Consider the following 23,942-nt stretch of genomic DNA (forward strand, 5'->3'; position numbering starts at 1 on the left):
ACAAAACGCTAACCTTTAAAGTTAGCGTTTTGTTGTTTTTTATTCTATTGTCATCGATTTTAGTTTGCTTCTGTAAGCTTCAAGCGCTTCAGATTTTGAAATAAAACCAAAGTATTTTTCGTCTTTGATAACAGGAAGAAAGGTTCTTTTTGTTTTTTCAAATTTATTCATTACCACTTCCATACTATGAAACGGATAAATGACATCGGCAGGTTTAGTCATAATATCTTTTACTAAAGTGTATTTGACTCGGTATTTGTTAAAAATAATTTCGCGAATATCATTAAAATGAATCACACCCAATAAATGCTGTTCGCTATCTACAACCGCAAAAACAGATTGATTAGAATGTGAAATCAAATCCACTAATTTTTCTAAATTTTCATCAGGAGAAAGTGTTAAAAAATCAGAGTGGACAATAGAAAGAGTGTTTAAAGTAGAAAGAACATTGTAATCTTTGTTGCTGGTAAAAGCATGTCCTTTTTTGACTAATTCTTTTACATCCATTGAATGTTTTTCAAAACGTTTTGAGATAGCAAAACTAATAGAAGCTACAATCATCAAAGGAAGCATCAAACTGTAACCACCAGTAATTTCGGCAATCAAGAAAATGGCAGTCAACGGAGCGTGAAACAATCCACTTAAAATACCAGCCATTCCTACCATAGTAAAATTACTAACAGGTAAATGTGTTAATCCCGTTAGATTAAGAAATTTTGAAAAAACAAAGCCTACATAAGAACCTACGAAAAGGGAAGGAGCAAAATTTCCTCCATTTCCACCAGAACCTAAGGTTATAGCAGTGGCAAAAACTTTCATTAACATAGTAGCGCAAACAAAGGCTAGTAAAACCCAACTATTGTCTTTAAAACTGCCAAAAAGAGTATTTTCTAATATTTCTCCTGGATTGCTTTCAGCTAAAACTTTAATACTTTCATAACCCTCACCAAAAAGTGTTGGAAAAACAAAAACAAGAACTGCTAAAAGTGAAGCGCCTAATAATGCCTTTTTGTATGGATTCATCTTTAAACGATGAAAAAAATGTTCTGTTTTTTGAAAGTTTCTCGTGAAATAAATAGAAATAAAACCAGTTAAAATTCCTAAAAGAATATAAAATGGAATTTTGTGATAATCAAATTCTTGTTGCTGTCTAAAATTTAAAAGTATAGTTTCATCCAATACAATTTCAGAAACCAATGCGCCAGTTGCTGCCGCAATCATAATGGGTGTAAAGGCAGAAATACTAACGTCAACTAAAAGAAATTCAATAGCAAACAAAACTCCGGCAATAGGAGCGTTAAACGCAGCGGCAATACCTGCTGCAACCCCACAACCTATAAGCAGGGTTCTGTCTTTATAACTTAATTTATATTTTTGGGCATAATTTGATCCAAAAGCGGCACCTGTAACCACAATAGGACTTTCTAAACCAGCCGAACCTCCAAGACCTACCGTTAAGGAACTCGTCATGATGTGAGCATACATTTGCTTTCTAGGAATGATACTGGCTTTTTTAGCAACAGCATATAGAATTTGTGGAGTTCCCTTTTCAATAGAACCACCTAAAAGCCTTTTTACTACTAAAACCGTTAATAAAAGTCCAGCAATAGGCAAAATACTATTGATGAAACTTAGTTTTAAAATGCTATTTACATAGGTAGCAAAGGTAAAAACCCAGTGAGCAAAAGTCTTTAGCACAATTACAGCAAAAGCAGAAGAGATACCAACTAAGACACTCGATAGAAAGATAAATTGCTTTTCTGTTAAGATAGATTGCGCCCAATCAATTATAATTTCTAATTTAGAAAAAAATTTTTTGAACATTTAATTTTTTTTTTTTTTTGAGTGTACAAATTTACTATTATTTTAAGTATGACATAAATTTTTTACAGCTTCTTTTTTGCTTAATCTTTTCAAATTGCTATTTGTAACAAAATCAAGTACTTTCTCAGGATTGGTTTTGGCATATTCGCGTAACGACCAACCAATGGCTTTTTGTATAAAAAATTCTGAAGAATTTTGATGTTGCAAACAAATAGATTTAAGCAATTCAAAATTAGTTTTTTCTTTGTAACCTAATTGAAATAAAATAGCACTTCGGTTGAGCCACATATTATTCGAATTTGAAAAATTTTGAATTACTTCATCAATCATTTCAGGAAATTCTAAAAGATATTGCCCTAAAATGTATTTGGAAATGGTATCTACGCTGTCCCACCAAGAGTGTGTCATTATAAGTTTTTTGATGAAATTAATATCGTCTTTTTTATATTTTCCTTTAAGCTCTTTTATAGCAATTTCAATAGCGCAATACTGCAGTTCCCGTTGTTCTTTTGTGTAAAGTTCCAATACTGTTTTTTGAGTATTAGATTGAATTTCATTTTGATTTTCTTTCCAAAGTAATTTTAAAAGGTTTCTTCGTTCATTTGTTTTTATGCCATAAAATGGAAAATTATTTTTCATGTATTTTGACATCGATCCAGCGTTTTCCGAATTTGCATTAGCTGTAAAAACAGCTTCTAATTGAGAGATGAATGCCATATTAGAGTTCCTTTACTTTTTGAGCGCAATAGCTTTTTATCTCTTCGAAAAAAGAGCTGAATTCCTGTTCGAATTCCGAATAATATTCCTGAAGTTCTTCGGATGCAAAACGCATATTGGAAGTGTTTTGGGTTCGGAGATCCATTTGCGTCAAAATTTGGTGAATGCCTTCGATGGTTTGATAGCTCGAAAGCCAGTTTTGTTTTTCCATGTATGGAAGGATATTTTTAGTTTTTTCGCTTAAAACGGCATGATTTTGATGCAACGACTGGTAAAATTCGGATACAAAATCCTCTAAATTTTCTTCAGAGTACTTTTCCCAGTTTTTGGCTAAAAAGTGATCATAAAAAATATCCACAATTACTCCGGCATAATGATGATAGTGTTCGTGCAAACGTTTGGTACTTTCTCTGAAAACCGGATGTGCATCGGTAAAAGTATCAATGGCGCGGTGCAATAGAATTCCTTTTTGGATTTCTTTGGAGTAATTTTCAAATTGCTTTCCACGAATACCGTCGGCCATGAAATTGCCAATTTTTATAAATTCATTGTTTCCAGAAAGATAGATGTGTGCTAAGAAATTCATTTTTTTTATGTTGCTAAGTTTCTTAGTGACTAAGTTGCTAAGTTCATTTTAGTAAATGTATAAAAACTTTTTTTAATCACTTTGTGGTATAGCTTAAGCTTTTAGTAAAATTAAACTTAAATTATTTTAAAATCTTAGTCGCTCTGCAACTTAGTAAGTCAACAACTTTTTTATATTTGTGTGCAATTTAGTTTAAATAACCAAAAATTTAAAAACAAACAAGAATGACTTTAATAAAATCGATATCTGGTATTCGCGGAACTATTGGAGGGAAAGTGGGTGACAATCTTACTCCGGTGGATGCTGTGAAATTTGCTTCGGCATACGGAACCTGGTTAAGAAATACCTATGGCAAGGACAATAAAAACTTAAAAGTGGTGGTGGGGCGTGATGCCCGAATTTCAGGACCTATGATTCATAATTTGGTTGTGAATACTTTGGTAGGTTTGGGTATTGATGTTATCGATTTAGGTTTGTCTACAACGCCTACTGTAGAGGTGGCAGTGCCATTAGAAAGTGCTGATGGCGGAATTATTTTGACAGCTTCGCATAATCCAAAACAGTGGAATGCTCTAAAATTATTGAATGACAAAGGAGAATTTTTAAATGGTGTAGAAGGAGAAAAAATCTTGGGGATTGCTGAGGCAGAAGCGTTTGATTTTTCCGATGTAGATAGTTTAGGAGAAGTGATTGAGAATGACGCCTATATGGATATTCATATTGATGAAGTTTTGAATTTGCCTTTAGTGGATGTTGAAGCGGTTAAAGCAGCCAAATTTAAAGTGATTGTTGATGGTGTTAATTCTTCCGGAGGTGTTATTATTCCTAAATTATTGGAATTAATGGGAGTGGAAGTAGCGAAATTGTATTGCGAACCAAACGGACATTTTCCTCATAATCCGGAACCCTTAAAAGAACATTTGACAGACATCTGCCAATTGGTAGTAGAAGAAAAAGCCGATTTAGGGATTGTAGTGGACCCAGATGTGGATCGTTTGGCATTCATCAGTGAAGATGGAGAAATGTTTGGTGAAGAATATACTTTGGTAGCCGTTGCCGATTATGTGTTGAGTAAAACACCTGGCAATACGGTTTCTAATATGTCTTCGTCCCGTGCTTTGCGAGATGTGACTTTGGCTCATGGCGGCAATTACGAAGCCAGCGCAGTAGGTGAGGTGAATGTGGTAGAATTAATGAAGAAAAATAATGCCATTATTGGTGGAGAAGGTAACGGTGGAATTATTTATCCGGAGTCGCATTATGGTCGTGATAGTTTGGTAGGAGTGGCTTTGTTTTTAACCCATTTGGCTAATAAGAATATGAGTGTTTCTGCTTTGCGTGCTTCTTATCCGGAGTATTATATGAGTAAAAACAAAATTGAATTGACTCCGCAAATTGATGTGGATGCTATTTTAGTGGCCATGACCGAGAAATACAAAAACGAGGATATTTCTACGATTGACGGAGTGAAAATTGATTTTGCTAACGAATGGGTACACTTAAGAAAATCCAATACGGAACCGATTATTCGTATTTATACCGAAGCGCCTTTGCAATCTCAGGCTGATGCTTTGGCCTTGCGTATTATTGATGAAATTAAAGCTATAGCAGGAATTTAATTGCTATTATTATAAAGAAGAAGCCCTTTCAAAATTACTCTGAAAGGGCTTTTTTTATGTTTAATCCCATTGATTAGAGGATGATGCTGCTAATTTTCCGCCACCGGTAAAGAATAAAGTTATCGCTCCTGCAATGTATAAACCTAATAATTCTAATTGCCAACCTCCGTTTTCATTAAGTGAAAAAATTTGGTTGCTATGCACTAAAAATAGAGCAAACAAAGCTCCGAAAATATAAACAACGGATGATAACCTTGTTCTAAAACCTATAAGAATCAATAAAGGCGCAATAATCTCGGTGAAATAAACGCCATAAGATAGTAGGGAAGGCAATCCTTTTTCTTCCAGCATTCCTGCAATGAAAGATGTTTTTCCAATTTTTGCTATGCCGTGCAATAACATTAGTCCTCCTACAGCGATGCGAAGGATGAGTAAACCTAAATCAGTGTTTTTGTTCATAATACAATTTTTTATAGTTTGAACTAAAATACTGATATTTTATTAAAAATTAGAGATCAGGTTAAAATTTTAAAGATTATTTTGAATCCGTTTTTTGATGGTTTCTCGCAATAATTCTCGCGCTAGCGAACCTTAAGAAAAATGCTCGCGCCAGCTGGGGGGAATCAAAAGCATCCTTAATATTTATTTTAGTTTTGTTCTCCATTGTATTTTTAATATTGCCTTACGTTCCGCCACTTGGCGAGGTTTGGGATTAAATATGCGAGTTTTTTCGGTTAAACACAAATTTTACAAATACAAACTATCATTAAATTCAGCCTAAAACCCCAATCGCGCCAAATGGCTGTTACCAGTAGTTTATAATTCTCCCTTTGATGAAACCACTTTCGTTTTTGCGTTAAAAATGTGAAAAGCTACGTTTGCTTTATTTCGAGTACGTTTGTCGTCTGAAACAAAGTAGTCACAAAATGAAGAGAAATATGCATGATTTGAATCCCACAACCTTGCATAATTCGACTTTTCGTTGTATTTGTCTTTCCAATAACCAACCAAATCTAACATTTCAAATACTCCGCCATACTTATTATGTAAGCCAAAATCTTCATTGTTAGGAAATAAAGTAATTGCGTGATCTATTAAACCAATTAAGGAATACCCTCCAAAAGCCTCTTTTTTCTCATGGATTTGTTCAACAACTTCTTCCGGACTGTAATTATTGAGTTTTGTAATGTCTAAATTCAATTGATTTCTGAAAACTGCTTTTTGAGTTTCGTCAGCACTATTTACCATACTTTTCATTGCAGTTTGACCAAAATCTACTTCTGTAATAGTTTGATAAACAACCATTGGTTTCTCTATCTGTTTATGTACAATTTTAGTTTTCAATTCGTGAAAAAGATAATTGTTATTTGTAATTTGAGAAATTGTTTGAAATCGTTTTTTTAATCGTTCTTTTATTTCTGTTGGCGTTCCTTTAATTTCATGAGCTTCTTGCAAATGAGCGGCAGAATAGAAGAATTGTTTGATTTCAGTATCAATATTGCTAATCAAGTTTTCTATCGAAGTAATTCCTTGTTCGATGTCGATAATGATATTGTTATCTAGATAAGCTGTTTTCATAAATTACTTGTAACTTGTTTATACTCGCTACAAAGTAGCGACAATCTACCCCATTTTGGATGTATAGTCGATACTGTATAGCGTATTTTCATCCAAATATATAGATAAATTATTACAAATTACTTGAGCGTATTTTATTTATGGAGATTTTTTTATTGAAAGAAGTTTGCTATTTAAAAATTCACTCTAAAACTCATATTAGGCGTCAAGCCTAGTGATTTGTTGTTGACTTGAATGGTTTTGGAGTTATCGTTGGGGTCTACTTTGTAGTAACGATTGATAATGTTATTTTGATTCGTCATATTGATAATTCCGGCTCTTAAGATGGCTTTTAGCTTTGTGCTAAAACTAAAATCATAGCTCAATGAAGTATCCAAACGTAAAAAATCATCGAGATTCAGGCTGTTTGGTGTATCATAATTCACAAAGAAATTATTGCCCTTTTGTACGGTTTCATTTCCTTCAACAGGTTTGGTGTAGGGAATGCCGTTGTGCCAAATACCACCTATCGAAATTTGTAAATGCTCCAGAATGTTATAATTGAATCCCAGTCTTACAGAATGTCTAATGTCCACATTATTAGGAAAGCGGGAAGGACTAAAACTATCAAAATGATAATCGTTTTGGCTAAAGGTATAACTCAACCAAGTGCTGTATTTTTTGGTCGTTTTATTAATTAGTAATTCAATGCCATTGTTAGTATAATTGCCGTGTGCGTTTTGATATTGAAAGTTGTTGTAAAATCCCTGATTGGAGGCTGTAATACCGTTGACTAGTTTGTAAAAAACAGTCAAATCGAGGTTCCAGTGGTTGGCCTGAAATTCAAAACCTAGAGAAGCCTGTTTGCTTTGGGCAATAGGAATGTTTTTGTTGTCCACCAATTGCCAGCGTCTTTTTTCCACCCCTAAAAAATCATCTTCAAAATCGATAATTTGTGTGGACGTTTGATTTTTAAATTCTCCTTCTAATTTTAAAGCCAATTGCTTGGAAAGTTCCTGTCTAAAATTAATTCGGGGTTCTATTAGGAATTTTTGGAATTTTTGAAAATAATTCAATCGGACACCCAATCTAAAATAGCTTTTGTTTTTATGGTATTCGGTTTCGGTGTACAAAGCCTGATTGAGTAAAACATTCTTTTTTGTACTGGAATACAAAGGATTGTTCACACGGGTTTGGTTGAGCATTCCGGTTTCGTTAATTTGATATCCTGATAAAAGCCTGAGGTTTTCGTTAAAAGAATAATGCACATTCAATTTAGTCCCCGTTTCAATCACTTCGTTGCCCTCAGTTAAAAGTTGATCGTTTGCAATGCGATAATCGCGGGAATCAATATTGTATCTCGAATAATAAGTGTTCAGTTGCGTGGAAAGTTGGTTGGTCCATTGGGTATTCCAACTTCCGCCAAGTCCGATATTTTTTTGCGAAAGCGCACTGGATTTGGATTGGTTGTCATCGCTGCTATTGGTTTCCGTATAATTTAATTCATTGGTAATCCCGATAATATTGGCTCTAAATTGATGTTTTTCGTTTAAATCATATAAAATTTTAGCGGTATAATCGTAAAAATAGAAATCAGAATTCGTGTTTTTATTAGTATTATCGGTATTGATTTCGGTGTCCTGAAAACTTTTTTTGTAATAGTTGGTATAAGTAGGCGTGTTCACAAAATCAGTTATCGAATGACGGGCAGAAAGATCAATTTCCAACTTTTTAGACAGTGGAATTTCTACAAATAAATCACCACTTATTAAATTGATACCCGCACCGCCTGAAATGCTATTTTTAATTTCGTTATTGGTACTCATATTGATCATACTGGAAACCCCATCACTGTATTCAGCACTGGTGCCGTTTTTAGTCACAACAACTTTATTGGTCAAATTAGGATTGTAAGCAGAAATTAGTCCGAAAAAATGTCCGGAATGATACATTTTGATATTGTCCCAAAGCATTAAATTTTGGTCGTTTGTTCCGCCTCGAATATTAATATTGGCAATGCTTTCATTAGTGCTTTCAATACCTGGAAGTGTTTGTATGGATTGTAAAACATCAGGCTCTGTGAGTCCGGGAAGTATACCAAATTTTTTGCTGTTTAAAATGGTACTTCCATCAGTACTTTTTTGTAATCCAGAAGTCAATAATACATGAACCAAAACCGGATTGAGTTCTTCTTTTGAGGGTTTTAAAAAAATAGTTTTACAATTGTTTTCCGCATTAAAAAAATCTTTGGCACTCCATTCTTGAGTTTGATAGCCCAAATATGAAATTGAAATACTAGCATCAATGCTTATATTTTTTAGTGCAAAACTTCCGTTTTTTGTTGCAATTGTTCCTTCCGAACTATTTTTGATTTGAATTGTTGCACCTGGAAGTGTGTTTTTAGAAATGTCGTCAAAGACAATTCCGCAAATTGTAATGGTTTTATTTAATACCGAAATGGTAATGTATCGATTGTCTAATGCTTTGAAATTAAGCGGAACTTTAGCATTTAAATAATCTATTGTTTCTTGAAGATTTAATGTATTGGATGGTTTTTCTAAACTAATGGAATTAACATCTTCTATAGCATAAGAAAATTTTATATTATATTGTTGTTCAATGGTTTTTATGATATCAATTAAAGGTGTTTTGTTAGTGCTTTTTTGAGCAAAACAAAAGCTATTTATAAAAAAGAGAAGATAAAAAATCCATTTATTAGTTGGCATATTTATAAAATATAACGGTTTTACCTTTTATAGTGTAGCTTAATTGTAACGGAATTGTTATGGCTTCTAATGCTGTTTTTAGATTGGTATGCGTAAAACTTCCGCTAAATAATTTAGTAACATCAACTTCTTTTGTTTCTATTTTAATATCGTACTGACGCTCTAATTCGGCGATGACTTGATTTAGAGGAACGCGGCTAAAACTAGATTCTTTTTGTAACCAAGATGGTGTTTCCGCTTCAAAATCATCGGTTTTTTCAATGTGATGATTAATGACTCTGAAGGTTTTTCCAGGTGGTAATTTTACCGTTTTGTTGTTATAAGTAACGCTTACTAAACCTTCAAAACAACTAACTTCGTAATAATTGTTGCGTTGTTTTACATCAAAATGAGTTCCTAATACTTGTACAATTCCATCGGAGGTTTTTACGCTAAAAGTTTTTCCTTTTTGAACCTGAAAATAAGCTTCACCTTCTAAAGTTAGATTTCGGTGCTTGTCCCAGTTTTGTTCATTAAAACTAATTTTAGACGAAGCATTTAATAATACTTCTGAGTGGTCTGGTAGATAAAAGCTTTGAGTTTGAGCTATTCCAGTCTCAAAAGTTTGTTTGTTGTTATAAAATAAGAAATAGGCAGAAGTGAGGAGTACCACAAAAACGGCAGCAACTTTGAATATAGTATTAAAGTATAATGGTTTTACTTTAGATGTTTTTTTAGTTAGTTTGCTGTTTTTTAAGGCAGCAAGACTTTCCTGCACATCTACTTTTGGAGTAGCCAGATGTTTTGCATAATGAGCAATTCTTTCCATAGTTTCAAAATCTTTCGATTGTTTTAAATCTTCGATTTCTTTACTAGAAAGTTCGCCATTCAACCATTTTAATATTTCTTTTTCCTTTTTCATTTGTGCTCGCTATAGAGGTAAGACAACTTAATCGTTTTTTACCCTACTATTTAGATATTTTCTATTTGTTCTTTTAGAATTTTTAAAGCTCCGGACATTCTTTTTTCCACGGCTTTTTGAGAAATGTCTAATATTTCGGCAATTTCCCGGTATTTTTTCCCATCAATTCGATTCATTAAAAACACTTCCCTTTGGGCTTCGGTTAAGGAAGCAATAGCATTTTGAAGTTTGATTTTGAATTCTTCTTCTTCTAAAAGGTATTCCGGACTTTGATTGGTCCGGTCTAAGTTGGGCGTGTCTTTGGCGAAAGCCATTACTACTTTTTGATGTTTTACAGTGTTGAGAAATAAATTATTAACCGTTGTAAATAAATAGGTTTTGACTTTTGTAAAATCAATTTGAGAGCAATTTTCCCAAATTTTAGCAAAAGCTTCTTGTACTAAATCTAAAGCGGCATCGCTATCGCCAGATTTATAGTAGGCAAAATTAGTAGCCGATTGTACATTTTTTTTATAAAATTCGCTAAAATAGGATTCTTCGCAAAGACTATTTTTTTTCTCAGGCATTCTTATGGGTAGGATTGGTTTTAGGGTTTTGTAAAATTAGATTATTTTTTCTGAATTAGGTAATAATTATTTTAAATGAGTTTTTTAAGAGTAATGTTGTTGTAAATCAGTTTGTTGTGATTTTTTTTGAATTTTTGAATTTTTTAGGGTGGGGAAAAATAGTTTGCTGTTGTCTTACTGATAGAAATGCGAATAAATCGTCATTATAAACTATTAGAAATATTAAATTTGTACATTATGAAAACATTAAAATTAATTACTGGAATTGCATTATTGGGAATTTTTAGTTTAAGTTCTTGCCAAAGTGAAGTAGACGATGTTCAAGGAGATAATCCAAATACGAATTCGGCTAATTCTACAATGGCTACTAATTTAAAACAAGTTTCCATGTATGATGGATCATCTGATGATTTTATCGATGGTTCTTCTTGCTCTTCAATTCAATTTCCTTTTGTTGCCAAAGTAAATGGTGTGAGCATTACTTTTGTAAACCAATTGAGTCTTGAACAAGCCATTACAATACTTGGAGAATTTAATAATGATACCGATACAGTTCAAATTCAATTTCCTATAACTCTTAAAATGAGCGACTATACCGAGGTTACTGTAAATAGTCAAGCTGAATTAGATGCTATTTCCAATAATTGTAGTGAGGTAGAAGATAAGGGGCAAGCGGCTATTTCTACCTTGAATATTCACTATCCAATTACAATATTAACCTATGATGTGAGTTTAGAACAAACAGGAAGTACTGTAATTATGTCTGAACAACAATTGTTTACGTATATGAGTAATCTAAGTAGTTCAGAATATTTTTCAGTAAAATATCCAATGACTGTTACACTAGCAGATGGTACTTCAGAAGAAGTAAGCAGTGATGCTGAATTGAAAGCAAGTATTAATGCTGCTTTAGATATAAAATCGGCAATAGAAGTTGCAGCTGAGAACAAAGTGAAATTAGAGCAAATTTTAGTTGATGGTACTTTTAAAGTGAACGCTTTTATCAATGCAGGAGTAGATTCGGCTAATAATTATTTAGGGTATACCGTTGATTTTGCTAATGATTGGAAAGTAAAATCAATGAATGCATTGAGTACTATTGCAACAGGAACTTATACAGTAACTTCTGATGTAAATGTAAATTTAGAATTTAGTTTTATTGGTAACAGCAGTTTTAGTTTGTTTAATAATTCTTGGATTGTAACGAGTTTTTCAAACTCAACCATTACTTTGCAAAGTGAAACCAATAGTGCTATAACTTTGGTGTTGAAACAAATTTAAAAACGCAGTTATTAATAATTGATTTAAAATTTCTATTTTGCAAAGAAAAAATATCTTGTAAAGCTTAAAGGATGAAGAAAATTTTTGCAGTAGTTACTATTACTTTTTTGTTGTTGACCTCTTGTTCAACTAATGACAACAATGGAAATAATAAGGCAAACAATAAAAAAACATTAGGAACTTCTGCACATGATTTATTATCAGAAGATACATTTGATAGTATGATTATTGAAGTTGTTTATGTAGAAGGATACGAACCTTCGGCTACAGCAATTAATAACTTTATTTCCTTTTTAAATAGTCGTATTCATAAATCGGGAGGAATTACTGTTGAAAAAAGAGCTATTCCGTCTCCAGGGAATGCAAGCTATACAGATACCCAAATTTCGGCTATTGAAGATGCCAACAGAATTTTTTATAATGATGGCAATCAAATTGCAGTATGGGCTTTTTTTGCAGATGCTAAATCTTCAAAAGATACTAATACTTCGGTTGTTTTAGGAACTGCTTATAGAAATACTTCTTTTGTAATTTATGAAAATACAGTTAGAAAATTAAGTACAGGGATTAATAAACCAAGTAGAACTGTTTTAGAATCTACAGTTATAGAACATGAATTTGGTCATATTTTAGGACTGACTAATTCAGGAACAATGATGTTATCTGAACATGAAGATCAAGATCATAAAAAACATTGTAATGTATCGAGTTGTTTGATGTTTTGGGAGGCCGAATCAGGTAATGTTTTAGGCGGAACGATTCCTCAATTAGACGCTCAATGTATTGCTGACCTTCAGGCTAATGGAGGTAAATAATTTTTAATTTATGAAAAAAACATATCTATTGCTGTTGTTCTTTATGGTAATAACAGTAATAAAAGCACAGGAAACTTCCTCACATCAATCCCATGGAGGAATTAAAGGAGGTTATAATTTGGCTTCTGTAAGTTTTGATGGTGATGGAGAAGCGGATCAGCGTAATGGGTTTCATATAGGTATTTACGGAGAATCATTTTTGAGTGATGCTTTTTCAATCCAACCTGAATTATTGTTTTCGCAACAAGGCTACGAAATTACAAATAGCTCTGGAAAATTTACTCAAAAATTAAATTATATCAATCTGCCAGTAATGTTCAAAGCGTATCCTTCTCAAAATTTTTTCTTAGAGGTTGGACCTCAAATTGGCTTGGCGGTTACTCATAAAGAAGTTTATGAAGGTTTGTTTACTAGCACAAAGGAGTATGATCCGGATAGTTTTGATTGGGGAATGAATTTTGGTGCTGGTTTAAAATCAAATTCAGGGATAAGTATAGGTGTTCGATATCATCTAGGTTTAGGCGATTTATACGATTCTCAAAAAGCTCAAAACAGAGTTTGGATGTTTTCTTTAGGATTTGATTTGTAAAGAAAAATTACAATCATAAAAAAAGCTTAGTTGAAATTTTTTAACTAAGCTTTTTTGTTTTTTTAATGATGGTGTTTCCATCTTTTATGAGTCCAGAAATAATATTCAGGAGCTTCGTAAATTTGTTTTTCTAATTCTTTAATATAGCGATGGATGATTTCGTAATTCGGCAGTGATTTAGCGTCATCTGTTATTGGAATAAGAGTCGCTTCATAATAACCTCTTTTAACTTTTGTTATTTTAGCATAGATAACATTCAGGTTGTACTTTTTTGACAATAATTCTGGCCCAATGTGTACCGGAGTTTCCATTCCCATAAAACTTTCCCAATGTGCAATTTGTTTTGTTTTTGGCGATTGGTCACTGGCTAATCCATAAACGGATAAGATTCCTTTTCGCTGGTTGTTGGCCATTAAGGGAATGGTTTTTTCAGTGGATACTAATTCAGTGTTGTATTTGGAACGGATATCTTTAATCAATTTGTCAAAATAACGATTGGCTATTTTTTTATAAACCGCAACACCCTGATAAGATAATTTTAAGTTAAGAGAAATAAGCCATTCCCAGTTGGCGTAATGCGAAGCCAATAGCATAATACTTTTTCCTTTTTCTTCGTATTCTTTTACTAATTCTAAGTTAGTAATCTTAAAACGTTTGTCCATTTCTGTATGCGAAATGGTCATGGTTTTTGTCATTTCCATGAACAAATCACAAAAATGCTTGTAGAATTTTTTCTCAATAACCAAGCGTTCTTTGTCAGTAAGATGTGGTAAAGTAATTTTTAGATTGTTTCTTACGGTTTCTTTACGATACCTAATTATGTAGTAAACGATACAATATACAATATCAGAAATCCAGTAGAAAATTCGGAAAGGTAAAATCGATATCAGCCAAAGTAAGGGATAAGCGATTATAAAAACTAAAAATTGCATGCAGTATTTTTTTTGTACAAATATAAGCCAAAAATGAATAACCTAATAAATTGGCTGTACTTACTGATTGCTTCTGGTGGAATTGTTATATTTACCATCCAAAATAAAAAACATTTATGAATACTTTTTTGATTGCTATAATTGTTGCCAATGTACTTTTTAGTTATAAGGGATTTAATGATTATTCTTTTTTTAGAAAATACGAATTTCATATCGGAAGCATTCGTGCGGGAGAACAGCTTAGAATGATTACCTCCGGCTTTCTCCACGCTGATATTGCTCATTTGGCTTTCAATATGATTACGCTTTATTTTTTTGCACCAGTAGTTGTTGCTTATTTAGGAAGTATAATGTTTTTAATTATATATTTTGCCAGCTTGATTTTTGGAAGTTTGCTAACGCTTGTATTGCATCGAAATGAGTACAATTATAGAGCTATTGGGGCTTCGGGAGCTGTTACAGGGATTTTGTATTCAGCAATATTGTTGCAGCCAGATATGATGCTAGGAATCTTTTTTATTATTCCAATGCCGGCTTATGTTTTTGGAATTTTGTATTTATTGTATTCTATTTACGGAATAAAAGCTAAAAATGATGGGATAGGGCACACTGCACATTTTGGTGGAGCAATAGGTGGTTATTTAATTACGTTATTAATTTATCCGGATTTAATTGTATTACATCCATTGATGGTCAGTTTGTTAACCATTCCTATCATTCTTCTTTTTATTTTAATAAAGTTGAAGAAGCTTTAATGGCACAACTTTTGAATAATTCCTAGAAATTTTAAAAATATACAAAATGAAAAGAGTTATAGTTTTTTTAGCCCTAATGTTAATGACCGTGTCCTATGGTCAAGAAATTAAACAAGTTCCACAAATAAGTGTTTCTGGAGAAGGAAAAATTAAAGTAGTTCCAGATCAAGCTACTGTTTTAGCTACCGTTGAAACCAAAGGAAACAATGCCAAAGAAGTCAAACAACAAAATGACGAACAAATGGACGCTGTTTTGAAATTAATAAAAAAAATGAATTTGGCTCCAGCCGATTACAGAACGCAACGTGTGAGTTTGAATCCGCAATACGATTCCGAAAAAAAGAAAACCACTTACAATGCTACTCAAACTATAGAAATCATTGTTAGAGATTTAAATAAATATGATGAGTTGATGGATGGTTTGGTGAGTCAAGGAATCAACCGAATTGATAATGTAGTATTTCAATCGTCTAAATTAGCACAATATGAATCTGACGCAAGGAAATTAGCCATGAAAGATGCTAAACACAAAGCAGAGGATTATGTTTCTGTTTTAGGTCAAAAAGTGGGGCGCGCTATGACTATTTCAGATAATACTCAAAGTTATAATCCACAACCGGTTTATGCTCGTTTTAAAACGACTATGGCGATGGAAAGTGATATGGCGCCAAGAGAAACCTTGGCGGTGGGAGAGATAACTATTACAGCCAATGTAAGCGTGAACTTTATCTTAGAATAAGCTTAGATTATTTAATGAAAAAAGCCAGTAAAAAAATAATTTACTGGCTTTTTTATATGATAAGATTAAAGTGAATTTAATCTTGGTTTGTAACTTTTCTATAAGGAAATGCATTAAAGATGTGTCTTTTAGCAAATCGTGCAGGAGAATCAGCGTTTACCATTTTTACGTAAGTTGCTTTAGGAACACTAATGTATTCATAAACACTACCATTAGAGAAATTGATAATCAATCTACCTTCAACAAATTTGTAATCAGTAACAGTTGCAGTTGCAATAGTTTCGTTATACTCAGGTAAATTAGCTTTGATAGTCTCTGGATTGATGCTTACTAGAAAGTGGTAAGCTTCAATAATTTTTTTACTATTTTCTTCAGCCGCTTTTAAACCTTCTTCGTCTCCTTGAAATTTATCAGGATGCGCTTCTTTCATCGCGTTACGATAAATGGTTTTTAAATCTTTTAGCTGTGCAGTTTTATCTACATTTAAGAGCTTGCGGTATTCAACTATTTTTTTCATAAATTAAGGTAACTACTTGTCTGTTAATATGAAACTGATATTGTTGCGTTTCAAAATCGACAATTTTTTTGCAAAGGTACACTTTTTTTTAAATTTTACTTTATCTATAAAAAAAAAGAAAAAAAGTTTTTTAGAGTACTAAAACACAGAGTATCAAGATCTATTGTTCTGGTTTGTTGTTAGCCTTGTCAAAGTTTTTAGACTTTTTAGGATACTTTTTATGACTTATGTCACTTGGGTTTTCAATCACTGATTTTATGGTAATCCAATCGCCAACAGCGTGTTTGGCCTGAACCATTTTATAATCTAACAGATATTCTCCACAAAAAAAGTTGTTGTTTTCATCTTTTTCAATAACACCTGTAAATACTCCTTTTTGCAACATCTTTCCTTCTGTAGACTTGGTCATGATATTTTATTTAAAAATTTTGAATGCAAAGTTAATCAATTATAATGGGCTTTAGGCTGTTTTATGGTTTCTAAGTATCTTTGCGCTTATGCAAAAAAATTATAAGCCACATCCTAATTCTTTTAAAAATACCTTTTGTGTTTTTCATGAAGTGCTTCCAGATGCTTTAGCAGGCTTGAAAGTACAGTTTGAAAGCAAGGCGGGGAGTAGTTATTATTATACTAAAGAGGGGATGTATCGTGTTTCTAATCATTGGGGAAGATTAGCTAATAGTAAGTGGCGATTAATACCTATGGAACCTGAAACCAATTCTAAATATAAAATAGGTTTTGCGCAATGGGATTGCTTTTATCCAGATAATGCAACGGATAAATTGTATTATTTAGAAATGGATTATACTAAGAATACAGTTAATTATCAGCATAAAAATAATCCAACTTACAATCAAAAAGCGATACTTCGCAACAGTTTAGCAACTACTAAAAGAATCAAACAAATCAGGAATTTGCTGGAGCTCACTTCCTGGGCAAAACATTTTGATTGTGATGATATTGCACTTTTACGTTCCTTAATTATAGAGGATTTAATCTATACCGATAAATCATTAGAACTAATTAAAAATGAAGTAGCTGAAAAGTGTTCTAATTAAAAAGAAGCTATTTTTACCAAATCATCCAGCGAAATGGGTTTGCACATATAGCCCCAGATATTAGGGTTGTTTTTGGCTCTTTCTTTGTCTTCAATCGCTATGGAAGAACTGGAAATGTAGATTTTAATTTCGGTATTTATTTGAGATTTTAAAATTGCAATTTCATCCATAAATCCCCAACCGTCAAGGACAGGCATTTCGATATCAAGTAAAATAATATCTGGATATAGTTCGTTTTTAAGTACAATTTGTTTTAAAGAATTAATAGCTTCTTTACCATTTGAAAATGAAAAAATAGAGGTGAAAATATCCGATTTAACGATTATTTTTTTCATTATAATTTGATAAATAGGATCATCATCTACAATCCAAATTGTTTTTTCTGTCATGATATATATACTTTAAAAGTTGTTCCTAGATTGGGTTCACTTTCAACAGTTATGCTGCCTCCCATGGCATCAATTTGGTTTTTAGTAATGAATAATCCAATCCCTTTTGAGTCTTTATGAGTACTGAATTTTTTATACATACCAAATATTTTATGACCATTTTGGGCTAAATCAATTCCTATTCCGTTATCGGATATTTGAAGTACTGTTTTTTTATTTTCTTTATAACAATCAATATGTATTGTAGGATGTTTTTCTTGATGACTGTAGCGCACAGCATTAGAAATAAGGTTGTATAGTACGCTTTCCAGATAGGCTGGATTATAAATTACTTCAATATCTTCGTTAATTGAGGAAATTATTTTAATACCTTTTAATTCTATTTGATCAGAAAGAATATTGAGGGTATTGTTTAAATATTGTTTTAAGTTTAATTTTTCGGTTACTAAACCTACATTGGTTTGAATATTGACAATTTCATTTAGGTTCAACATGGTTTCATTCAATGAATCTGAAACCGATTTTAATAATTGAATTAGTTCTTCTTTTTCTTCCTCGGATTCAGAAGTTTCTATTAAATCGACAATTGAAGAGATATTACTGGTATGAGATCTTAAATTATGTGAAACAATGTATGAAAAGTTTAATAATCGTTTGTTTTGTTCGCTTACCAAATTAAAGGAGTTGTTTAAATCTTTTTCTGTTTCTTTGTTTTTAGAAACATCAATGATAATGCCTCTAAGACTTTTTACAGCTCCATCTTCCATTATTACATTGACTATGTCTCTAACCCAAACAATACTTCCGTCTTTGGCAATCATTCGATATTCAAAGTCATGATTTAAATTTTGTTCCGTTTTCTCTTTGCAATATTGCAAAGTTGAAGCTCTGTCTTTGTGATAAATATGATCGGCCCAAAAGTTGGATGTATTGATCCATTCTTCGGAAGTGTAGCCTAAAATGTTTTCTACTTTTTTACTAACAAAATTAAACTCCAGTGTTTTTGCATCGCATTCCCAAACAATTCCATCTACAGTATTGATAATAGATTCTATTTTTTTCTGAGAATCCAAGATAAGTTGTTCAGCCAGTTTGCGCTCGGTTATATCTTCGGCTATAGCAATATGATTGGTTGGGATTCCATCAATTTCCCAAAGAGGAGAAATGGTAAGTTTAATCCAAATGATATTGTTTGATTTTGTAATGTGTCTTCTCTCAGTCGAATATTCTCTGATGATTCCTTTTTTTAATTTTTTAAAATTTTTCAAAGATTCCTTTAAGTCATCTGGATGAACAATAGACTGGATGGTTTTTTGTTTTATTTCCTGCTCTGAGTAGCCCAATAAATCACAATATTTTTTATTAGCTTCTAATACTTGTCCACTGGTAGTGTCAACATAGGTTATTCCTACAGCAGCCTGATCAAAGACACTTTTAAATTTAATTTCATTTTTTAAAAGTTTATCTGCTTGTTTTTGAAGTAAAATTTCTAATTCAGCAGGTTTTTTAAAAAAAGATGTAGTAAGAAAACCAATCAATGAAGCTAAAATTAAAGCCAAAAGACCACGTAGAATAAAAGGCAGAATTAATTCATTAGGTTTTTTGTCTACAAAATAGAGCTTCCAATCTCCATCTGCAACAAAAGAAGTAACAGCATTTTCAGCATCTTTTTTTTCTTTTCCTTTTAAGAAAAAAGTTTCTTTTTGAGTAACAGGATCAATTTTAGAAAATTTAAAATAGTATTTAGAAGAGTCAATTTTTTCAATTTCCGGTTTTTTAAGCAAAGTATTTAGTCGGATAATAACTGCTGAGAATCCCCAAAATTTATTGTTTTTATAAATCGCTAACCGACCTAAAATACCTAAGCCTCCTTGGTTTAATTCAAATGGGCCAGCAAAATACATTTTTCGTGTTTCAATTGCTTTTAAAGCTTCGTAACGGTATTTTTCATTTTTTAAAATATTAATCCCAATAGCGGCTTCGTTTCCTGTTAAAGGATAGGTATAACGGATTATTCCGTTTGGAACCAATTGTACAGCATCAATATTACTGTCTGAAGCAAGAATTTGCTTTCCTACCGACTCAAAATGTTCCGGAATTCCATTGTCATTAATAGTTAAAGCTAATGTCAATGCATCAACATAATTGTTTTTTAAAGATTGTTCAATGCTTTTTTGAATGGCTTGTAAGCTAGCATTCATCTCGTCGTTTTTGGCTTTCTTAGTAATATGATATTGCTGCGAAATAATTAACGAGAAAATAGTACAGAAAAATAAAAAAACTAAACTCCCTATCAGTCTGGGTTTGAGTACAAACCAACGCTTGTGATGTTTAATTGTGGGAGTGCTTTTCATTTTAATTATTGCTTGTTCAAGCTTCTTTTTTTGAGATATTTATTGATAAATGGGAAAAACATAAAATAAAATGTAATTTTATTAAATCAAATCTAATAATTTTTTTCAAGATTTGAGAAAACAATATACGTTTTTTATTATTTATAAAGAGTCTATTGTTTTACAATTTTGAAATAAAGAATGCAGGAGAAACGATACTTTTAAGAAAGAATATTTAGTCAGAATAGCATTTAGAAATATTAAATTTGAATATTCAATTTAAAAATGATAAACTTTGTAGCCGATAGAAATAAATTGATTTTTTTTTAAATACGTAAAACTTGTTATTGTAAGTTAAATAGAAAATTATGGGAAGGAATAATGAAAAGAATATAAAAAAACACAACGACAAATTGCATAAAGCTCAAGCAAAAGCCAAACAGGCTGAAATGCTTAGAAAAGAAAAATTAAAAGAAATTGTCAAAAAGTTTAACGAGAACAATACTGAAGAGAATAATTAAATAATAAAATGGAAAACGATAAATACGCAGGGCTTAAAGCAGAAGTTCAGGAAATAATTGATTTGATTGCAGCTAAAAATGCCAAAGAGGCTAATAATAAATTAGTAGATGTGAGCGAGCAATTGGATGATTTATTAGATACCAGTGATGAGGATGAGGATTTAATTGAGTTAAGCAAGTACCAAGTGTTATTGAATCAGTTGTATCAAAAAATAATTGCTCTCAACGGACAGGCGCACTAAGTATTGATTATGAAATTATGTTATTGTAATTCTCAAAAAGCATTTGAAGATTGTTGTGAGCCTTTTATTAAAGGTTTAAAAAAAGCTCCAACAGCCGAAACTTTAATGCGTTCGCGTTATAGCGCTTATGCTACTCATCAGGCTGATTATTTAGTAGAAACTACACATGTTTCTCAAAGAGCCTTACATTCAAAAGAAGATATATTGCTTTGGGCAACTTCTAACCAATGGCAGAAATTAGAGGTTCTAAAGGCAACTGAAACTACTGTTGAATTTAAAGCCTATTATTTAGATCTAAATAAAAATCAACATATCCATCATGAGTTTTCTACTTTTCTTCAGGAAGATGGAGTTTGGTATTATGTGGATGGAGAATATCACTAATTTAAAATCTTAATTAACAATTGCTATAGCGTTGCTATTGTCATTACAATTGGTATTGATTTCTTTTTAACTTAAAATTAATAATTGTTTGCTTGAAGTAGTCTTTAAAATGCTGTAATTTTAAGGACTATGGAAAAGAGCATTAAAAAAGGGTTCTATTTTAAACAGTATCAGGCTCCATATCAATCTCCATTTGATAAATTATTTGAAATTTTCAAAGAATTAATCACCTATACTTCCGGAGATTTTGATGAAGCTATTAATTGGTTGCGCGAATTAGACGTTGAATACAAACTAACTGACGAAAATTATACCATCGATGATTTTATTGAAGACCTGAAAAAGAAAGGCTATATCAAAGAAGAATTGAAAGATGATGGCAGTTCAGGAATTGGTATTACGGCTAAAACCGAAAGAGCTATTCGGCAACAGGCTTTAGACCATATTTTTGGAAAATTAAAGCGTTCCGGTAACGGCAATCACAAAACTAAATATTCCGGTAGTGGCGACGAACATACCGGTGAATTCAGGGAATTTCATTTTGGGGATAGTCTGGAACGCATTTCACTCACAGAGAGTTTAAGAAATGCGCAAATCAATAATGGGGTAGCTGATTTTAAACTCACCGAAAATGATTTGGTTGTGGAAGATGCCCAGTACAAAGCACAGATGAGTACAGTGTTGATGATTGATATTAGTCACAGTATGATTTTGTATGGCGAAGACCGCATTACACCTGCTAAAAAAGTAGCCATGGCATTGGCCGAATTAATTACCACACGTTACCCAAAAGACACTTTAGATATATTAGTTTTTGGAAATGATGCCTGGCCTATTGCAATCAAAGATTTACCCTATTTAAAAGTAGGTCCTTTTCATACCAATACCGTCGCAGGCTTGCAATTAGCTATGGATATGCTGAGAAGAAAACGGAATACCAACAAGCAAATTTTTATGATTACCGATGGGAAACCCAGTTGTGTAAAAGAACGTGATGGTTCTTATTACATGAACAGTAATGGTTTAGACGAGTATATCGTGGATAAATGCTATACACAGGCACAGCAGGCCAGAAAGCTTCGTATTCCTATCACGACTTTTATGATTGCATCTGATCCCTATTTGCAAAAATTTGTCAATAAATTTACCGAAGCCAATCAGGGGAAAGCTTTTTATACGGGTTTAAAAGGTTTGGGCGAAATGATTTTTGAAGATTATGAAACCAATAGGAAAAAGAGAATTAAATAGTTTGCAGTGGTCAGTTGTAAGTAATCCGTAAATCTAATAAAGATAAAACGATAATAAGAGTGTTTATGGAGATAGAATCATATTGAAATCTTATAATTTTTCAATCTTTAAATCATTCAATTTAAAATAAATATGAAAATAGAAAATATAAATACTTTAGGTGAATTAAAAGCTTCAGCTTACCAAAGTAAAAGCATCAAAGACGAATTACGAAATAATCTTCGTGAGAAAATCAAATCTGGGATTCCAACTTTTGAAGGCATTCACGGTTTTGAAAATACGGTAATTCCAGAATTAGAACGTGCTATTTTGTCTCGTCATAATATCAATCTGCTAGGACTTCGGGGTCAGGCCAAAACCCGATTAGCCAGAATAATGGTTGAATTATTAGACGAATACATTCCGTATGTGAGTGGTTCCGAGATTAATGATGATCCTTTGCAACCTATTTCTCGATTTGCAAAAGATTTAATTTTAGCCAAAGGCGATGAAACACCAATTTCTTGGTTGCACCGTAGCGATCGTTTTTTTGAAAAATTAGCCACTCCCGATGTTACTGTTGCTGATTTGATAGGCGATGTAGATCCTATAAAAGCAGCAAATTTAAAGCTTTCTTATGCTGATGATCGTGTGATTCATTTTGGGATGATTCCGCGTGCTAACCGCTGTATTTTTGTGATAAACGAATTACCTGATTTACAAGCCCGAATTCAAGTGGCTTTGTTTAATATTTTACAAGAAGGTGATATTCAAATTCGTGGTTTCAAGTTGCGTATGCCGCTTGATATGCAGTTTGTATTTACAGCAAACCCTGAAGATTATACAAATCGTGGAAGTATCGTGACACCTTTGAAGGACAGAATTGGTTCTCAAATTTTGACTCATTACCCGGAATCTATTAAAATTGCAAGAATAATTACGGAACAAGAAGCTAAATTAGATGCTGTTCAAAATGATACGGTTTATGTACCTTCATTAGCCAAAGATTTATTGGAACAAATTAGTTTTGAAGCCCGTGAAAGTGAATATATCGACCATAAAAGTGGTGTGAGTGCCCGAATGAGTATTACAGCTTACGAAAATTTATTGAGTACTGCCGAACGTCGCGCTTTGAAAGCAGGTGTAGATAAAACTACCTTACGATTGTCTGATTTTATGGGAGTTATACCAGCTATTACCGGAAAAGTAGAATTGGTTTACGAAGGAGAGCAGGAGGGAGCAGCCGCTGTGGCGGAGCATTTGATAGCAGCGGCTATAAAAACAATGTTTCCAGCTTATTTTCCTAAGATAGAAAAATTAGAAAAACCGAATAATAAAACCCCTTATTCGGATTTAATTGAATGGTTTTTTGCCGAAAGCGGTTTTGAGTTATTGGATGATTGTTCAGATGAGGATTACGAGAGCATTTTAGGTTCTATTGTACCCTTGGAAATTCTAGTAAAAGAATATCAAAGTGATATAGCAAAAGAAGATAAATTTTTTATGAAAGAATTTATTCTTTGGGGATTAGTTGAATATCGAAAATTAAGTAAAGACAGGATTTCCGAAGGTTATCAGTTTAAAGATATTTACGGAAGTTATATTAGTAAATTATAAGATTTAAAGTGCTGAATAAAAGGGGTTAGATTTATTTCTAATCCCTT

At 32.3% G+C, this 23,942-nt stretch carries 25 protein-coding genes; 12 read left to right on the forward strand and 13 right to left on the reverse strand.

Features of this window, described 5'->3' with window-relative positions; all coding sequences use genetic code 11:
* Nucleotides 1–39: 39 nt before the first annotated feature.
* Genes AC4FRF_RS09685 through AC4FRF_RS09695 form a run of 3 tightly spaced genes read right to left on the reverse strand, consistent with a single transcriptional unit; the run spans nt 40 to nt 3,127 of the window.
* Nucleotides 40–1,824, reverse strand: coding sequence for a chloride channel protein (locus AC4FRF_RS09685; RefSeq protein ID WP_491159296.1), 1,785 nt, complete (start codon nt 1,822–1,824; stop codon nt 40–42).
* A 42-nt stretch (nt 1,825–1,866) separates the two neighbouring features.
* Nucleotides 1,867–2,541, reverse strand: a complete 675-nt coding sequence (locus AC4FRF_RS09690; protein ID WP_491159297.1) for a DNA alkylation repair protein — start codon at nt 2,539–2,541, stop codon at nt 1,867–1,869.
* Nucleotide 2,542: 1 nt separating this feature from the next.
* Complete coding sequence (locus AC4FRF_RS09695; protein ID WP_491159298.1) at nt 2,543–3,127, reverse strand: acyl carrier protein phosphodiesterase; 585 nt, start codon at nt 3,125–3,127, stop codon at nt 2,543–2,545.
* Nucleotides 3,128–3,351: 224 nt separating this feature from the next.
* On the opposite strand from AC4FRF_RS09695, the gene glmM reads away from it, so the two are divergent.
* Nucleotides 3,352–4,746, forward strand: a complete 1,395-nt coding sequence (gene glmM, locus AC4FRF_RS09700) for a phosphoglucosamine mutase (RefSeq protein ID WP_491159299.1) — start codon at nt 3,352–3,354, stop codon at nt 4,744–4,746.
* A 60-nt stretch (nt 4,747–4,806) separates the two neighbouring features.
* Here glmM and AC4FRF_RS09705 read toward each other — a convergent pair whose 3' ends face one another.
* The 5 genes from AC4FRF_RS09705 to AC4FRF_RS09725 form a co-directional block, all read right to left on the reverse strand.
* Nucleotides 4,807–5,205, reverse strand: coding sequence for a DoxX family protein (locus AC4FRF_RS09705; RefSeq protein ID WP_491159300.1), 399 nt, complete (start codon nt 5,203–5,205; stop codon nt 4,807–4,809).
* 357 nt (nt 5,206–5,562) lie between these two features.
* Entirely contained in the window at nt 5,563–6,324 is a 762-nt protein-coding gene (locus AC4FRF_RS09710; protein ID WP_491159301.1) for a hypothetical protein, read from the reverse strand.
* Nucleotides 6,325–6,497: 173 nt separating this feature from the next.
* Nucleotides 6,498–9,029, reverse strand: a complete 2,532-nt coding sequence (locus AC4FRF_RS09715) for a carboxypeptidase-like regulatory domain-containing protein (RefSeq protein WP_491159302.1) — start codon at nt 9,027–9,029, stop codon at nt 6,498–6,500.
* Nucleotides 9,019–9,930: a FecR family protein gene (locus tag AC4FRF_RS09720; RefSeq protein WP_491159303.1), complete on the reverse strand. Its 912-nt coding sequence runs from the start codon at nt 9,928–9,930 to the stop codon at nt 9,019–9,021. Before AC4FRF_RS09720 ends, AC4FRF_RS09715 begins: the two co-directional genes overlap by 11 nt.
* A 50-nt stretch (nt 9,931–9,980) precedes the next feature.
* Entirely contained in the window at nt 9,981–10,496 is a 516-nt protein-coding gene (locus tag AC4FRF_RS09725) for an RNA polymerase sigma factor (protein ID WP_491159304.1), read from the reverse strand.
* Between the two features lie 237 nt (nt 10,497–10,733).
* Between AC4FRF_RS09725 and AC4FRF_RS09730 the strand changes: the two genes are divergently transcribed.
* The 3 genes from AC4FRF_RS09730 (at nt 10,734) to AC4FRF_RS09740 (ending at nt 13,181) form a co-directional block, all read left to right on the forward strand.
* On the forward strand, nt 10,734–11,777 hold the full coding sequence (locus tag AC4FRF_RS09730; RefSeq protein WP_491159305.1) for a hypothetical protein: 1,044 nt from the start codon (nt 10,734–10,736) through the stop codon (nt 11,775–11,777).
* Nucleotides 11,778–11,848: 71 nt separating this feature from the next.
* Nucleotides 11,849–12,592, forward strand: a complete 744-nt coding sequence (locus AC4FRF_RS09735) for a membrane metalloprotease (protein WP_491159306.1) — start codon at nt 11,849–11,851, stop codon at nt 12,590–12,592.
* 10 nt (nt 12,593–12,602) lie between these two features.
* Nucleotides 12,603–13,181 carry a porin family protein gene (locus tag AC4FRF_RS09740; RefSeq protein WP_491159307.1) on the forward strand — a complete coding sequence of 193 codons (579 nt, stop codon included), beginning with the start codon at nt 12,603–12,605 and terminating at the stop codon, nt 13,179–13,181.
* Between the two features lie 62 nt (nt 13,182–13,243).
* Here the strand turns inward: AC4FRF_RS09740 and AC4FRF_RS09745 are convergent, their stop codons facing one another.
* Nucleotides 13,244–14,113: a lysophospholipid acyltransferase family protein gene (locus AC4FRF_RS09745; protein WP_491159308.1), complete on the reverse strand. Its 870-nt coding sequence runs from the start codon at nt 14,111–14,113 to the stop codon at nt 13,244–13,246.
* Between the two features lie 116 nt (nt 14,114–14,229).
* Between AC4FRF_RS09745 and AC4FRF_RS09750 the strand changes: the two genes are divergently transcribed.
* Together AC4FRF_RS09750 and AC4FRF_RS09755 are read left to right on the forward strand one after the other, a co-directional pair.
* Nucleotides 14,230–14,868, forward strand: a complete 639-nt coding sequence (locus AC4FRF_RS09750) for a rhomboid family intramembrane serine protease (RefSeq protein ID WP_491159309.1) — start codon at nt 14,230–14,232, stop codon at nt 14,866–14,868.
* A 46-nt stretch (nt 14,869–14,914) separates the two neighbouring features.
* Nucleotides 14,915–15,607 (forward strand): SIMPL domain-containing protein, encoded by a 693-nt coding sequence (locus AC4FRF_RS09755; protein ID WP_491159310.1) that lies wholly within the window; start codon nt 14,915–14,917, stop codon nt 15,605–15,607.
* A 76-nt stretch (nt 15,608–15,683) separates the two neighbouring features.
* Here AC4FRF_RS09755 and AC4FRF_RS09760 read toward each other — a convergent pair whose 3' ends face one another.
* Both AC4FRF_RS09760 and AC4FRF_RS09765 read right to left on the reverse strand, forming a co-directional pair.
* Nucleotides 15,684–16,124, reverse strand: coding sequence for a KTSC domain-containing protein (locus tag AC4FRF_RS09760; protein WP_071185640.1), 441 nt, complete (start codon nt 16,122–16,124; stop codon nt 15,684–15,686).
* Between the two features lie 160 nt (nt 16,125–16,284).
* On the reverse strand, nt 16,285–16,533 hold the full coding sequence (locus AC4FRF_RS09765) for a hypothetical protein (RefSeq protein ID WP_491159311.1): 249 nt from the start codon (nt 16,531–16,533) through the stop codon (nt 16,285–16,287).
* A gap of 88 nt (nt 16,534–16,621) precedes the next feature.
* On the opposite strand from AC4FRF_RS09765, the gene AC4FRF_RS09770 reads away from it, so the two are divergent.
* The gene (locus tag AC4FRF_RS09770; protein ID WP_491159312.1) at nt 16,622–17,182 is read left to right on the forward strand and encodes a hypothetical protein; all 561 of its coding nucleotides are present in this window, start codon (nt 16,622–16,624) and stop codon (nt 17,180–17,182) included.
* Here AC4FRF_RS09770 and AC4FRF_RS09775 read toward each other — a convergent pair.
* A complete protein-coding gene (locus tag AC4FRF_RS09775) occupies nt 17,179–17,571 on the reverse strand; it encodes a response regulator (RefSeq protein WP_491159314.1) in 393 nt (130 codons plus the stop codon). The genes AC4FRF_RS09770 and AC4FRF_RS09775 overlap by 4 nt on opposite strands.
* On the reverse strand, nt 17,568–19,925 hold the full coding sequence (locus AC4FRF_RS09780; RefSeq protein WP_491159315.1) for a sensor histidine kinase: 2,358 nt from the start codon (nt 19,923–19,925) through the stop codon (nt 17,568–17,570). Before AC4FRF_RS09780 ends, AC4FRF_RS09775 begins: the two co-directional genes overlap by 4 nt.
* A gap of 347 nt (nt 19,926–20,272) precedes the next feature.
* On the opposite strand from AC4FRF_RS09780, the gene AC4FRF_RS09785 reads away from it, so the two are divergent.
* The 5 genes from AC4FRF_RS09785 (at nt 20,273) to AC4FRF_RS09805 (ending at nt 23,895) form a co-directional block, all read left to right on the forward strand.
* Nucleotides 20,273–20,425: a hypothetical protein gene (locus AC4FRF_RS09785; protein ID WP_491159316.1), complete on the forward strand. Its 153-nt coding sequence runs from the start codon at nt 20,273–20,275 to the stop codon at nt 20,423–20,425.
* A gap of 8 nt (nt 20,426–20,433) precedes the next feature.
* Nucleotides 20,434–20,667, forward strand: a complete 234-nt coding sequence (locus AC4FRF_RS09790; RefSeq protein ID WP_491159317.1) for a hypothetical protein — start codon at nt 20,434–20,436, stop codon at nt 20,665–20,667.
* 9 nt (nt 20,668–20,676) lie between these two features.
* The gene (locus AC4FRF_RS09795) at nt 20,677–21,051 is read left to right on the forward strand and encodes a YchJ family protein (RefSeq protein ID WP_491159318.1); all 375 of its coding nucleotides are present in this window, start codon (nt 20,677–20,679) and stop codon (nt 21,049–21,051) included.
* A gap of 129 nt (nt 21,052–21,180) precedes the next feature.
* Nucleotides 21,181–22,299, forward strand: coding sequence for a vWA domain-containing protein (locus AC4FRF_RS09800; protein ID WP_491159319.1), 1,119 nt, complete (start codon nt 21,181–21,183; stop codon nt 22,297–22,299).
* Nucleotides 22,300–22,431: 132 nt separating this feature from the next.
* Nucleotides 22,432–23,895, forward strand: a complete 1,464-nt coding sequence (locus AC4FRF_RS09805) for an AAA family ATPase (protein WP_491159320.1) — start codon at nt 22,432–22,434, stop codon at nt 23,893–23,895.
* Nucleotides 23,896–23,942 lie beyond the last annotated feature (47 nt).

The organism is Flavobacterium sp. ST-158, from assembly GCF_058309975.1.

Coding starts and splice junctions, on each gene's coding strand:
- AC4FRF_RS09685 (WP_491159296.1), bottom strand. CDS start 1,824: ATGTTCAAAAAATTTTTTTCTAAATTAGAAATTATAATTGATTGGGCG.
- AC4FRF_RS09690 (WP_491159297.1), bottom strand. CDS start 2,541: ATGGCATTCATCTCTCAATTAGAAGCTGTTTTTACAGCTAATGCAAAT.
- AC4FRF_RS09695 (WP_491159298.1), bottom strand. CDS start 3,127: ATGAATTTCTTAGCACACATCTATCTTTCTGGAAACAATGAATTTATA.
- glmM (WP_491159299.1), top strand. CDS start 3,352: ATGACTTTAATAAAATCGATATCTGGTATTCGCGGAACTATTGGAGGG.
- AC4FRF_RS09705 (WP_491159300.1), bottom strand. CDS start 5,205: ATGAACAAAAACACTGATTTAGGTTTACTCATCCTTCGCATCGCTGTA.
- AC4FRF_RS09710 (WP_491159301.1), bottom strand. CDS start 6,324: ATGAAAACAGCTTATCTAGATAACAATATCATTATCGACATCGAACAA.
- AC4FRF_RS09715 (WP_491159302.1), bottom strand. CDS start 9,029: ATGCCAACTAATAAATGGATTTTTTATCTTCTCTTTTTTATAAATAGC.
- AC4FRF_RS09720 (WP_491159303.1), bottom strand. CDS start 9,930: ATGAAAAAGGAAAAAGAAATATTAAAATGGTTGAATGGCGAACTTTCT.
- AC4FRF_RS09725 (WP_491159304.1), bottom strand. CDS start 10,496: ATGCCTGAGAAAAAAAATAGTCTTTGCGAAGAATCCTATTTTAGCGAA.
- AC4FRF_RS09730 (WP_491159305.1), top strand. CDS start 10,734: ATGAAAACATTAAAATTAATTACTGGAATTGCATTATTGGGAATTTTT.
- AC4FRF_RS09735 (WP_491159306.1), top strand. CDS start 11,849: ATGAAGAAAATTTTTGCAGTAGTTACTATTACTTTTTTGTTGTTGACC.
- AC4FRF_RS09740 (WP_491159307.1), top strand. CDS start 12,603: ATGAAAAAAACATATCTATTGCTGTTGTTCTTTATGGTAATAACAGTA.
- AC4FRF_RS09745 (WP_491159308.1), bottom strand. CDS start 14,113: ATGCAATTTTTAGTTTTTATAATCGCTTATCCCTTACTTTGGCTGATA.
- AC4FRF_RS09750 (WP_491159309.1), top strand. CDS start 14,230: ATGAATACTTTTTTGATTGCTATAATTGTTGCCAATGTACTTTTTAGT.
- AC4FRF_RS09755 (WP_491159310.1), top strand. CDS start 14,915: ATGAAAAGAGTTATAGTTTTTTTAGCCCTAATGTTAATGACCGTGTCC.
- AC4FRF_RS09760 (WP_071185640.1), bottom strand. CDS start 16,124: ATGAAAAAAATAGTTGAATACCGCAAGCTCTTAAATGTAGATAAAACT.
- AC4FRF_RS09765 (WP_491159311.1), bottom strand. CDS start 16,533: ATGACCAAGTCTACAGAAGGAAAGATGTTGCAAAAAGGAGTATTTACA.
- AC4FRF_RS09770 (WP_491159312.1), top strand. CDS start 16,622: ATGCAAAAAAATTATAAGCCACATCCTAATTCTTTTAAAAATACCTTT.
- AC4FRF_RS09775 (WP_491159314.1), bottom strand. CDS start 17,571: ATGACAGAAAAAACAATTTGGATTGTAGATGATGATCCTATTTATCAA.
- AC4FRF_RS09780 (WP_491159315.1), bottom strand. CDS start 19,925: ATGAAAAGCACTCCCACAATTAAACATCACAAGCGTTGGTTTGTACTC.
- AC4FRF_RS09785 (WP_491159316.1), top strand. CDS start 20,273: ATGGGAAGGAATAATGAAAAGAATATAAAAAAACACAACGACAAATTG.
- AC4FRF_RS09790 (WP_491159317.1), top strand. CDS start 20,434: ATGGAAAACGATAAATACGCAGGGCTTAAAGCAGAAGTTCAGGAAATA.
- AC4FRF_RS09795 (WP_491159318.1), top strand. CDS start 20,677: ATGAAATTATGTTATTGTAATTCTCAAAAAGCATTTGAAGATTGTTGT.
- AC4FRF_RS09800 (WP_491159319.1), top strand. CDS start 21,181: ATGGAAAAGAGCATTAAAAAAGGGTTCTATTTTAAACAGTATCAGGCT.
- AC4FRF_RS09805 (WP_491159320.1), top strand. CDS start 22,432: ATGAAAATAGAAAATATAAATACTTTAGGTGAATTAAAAGCTTCAGCT.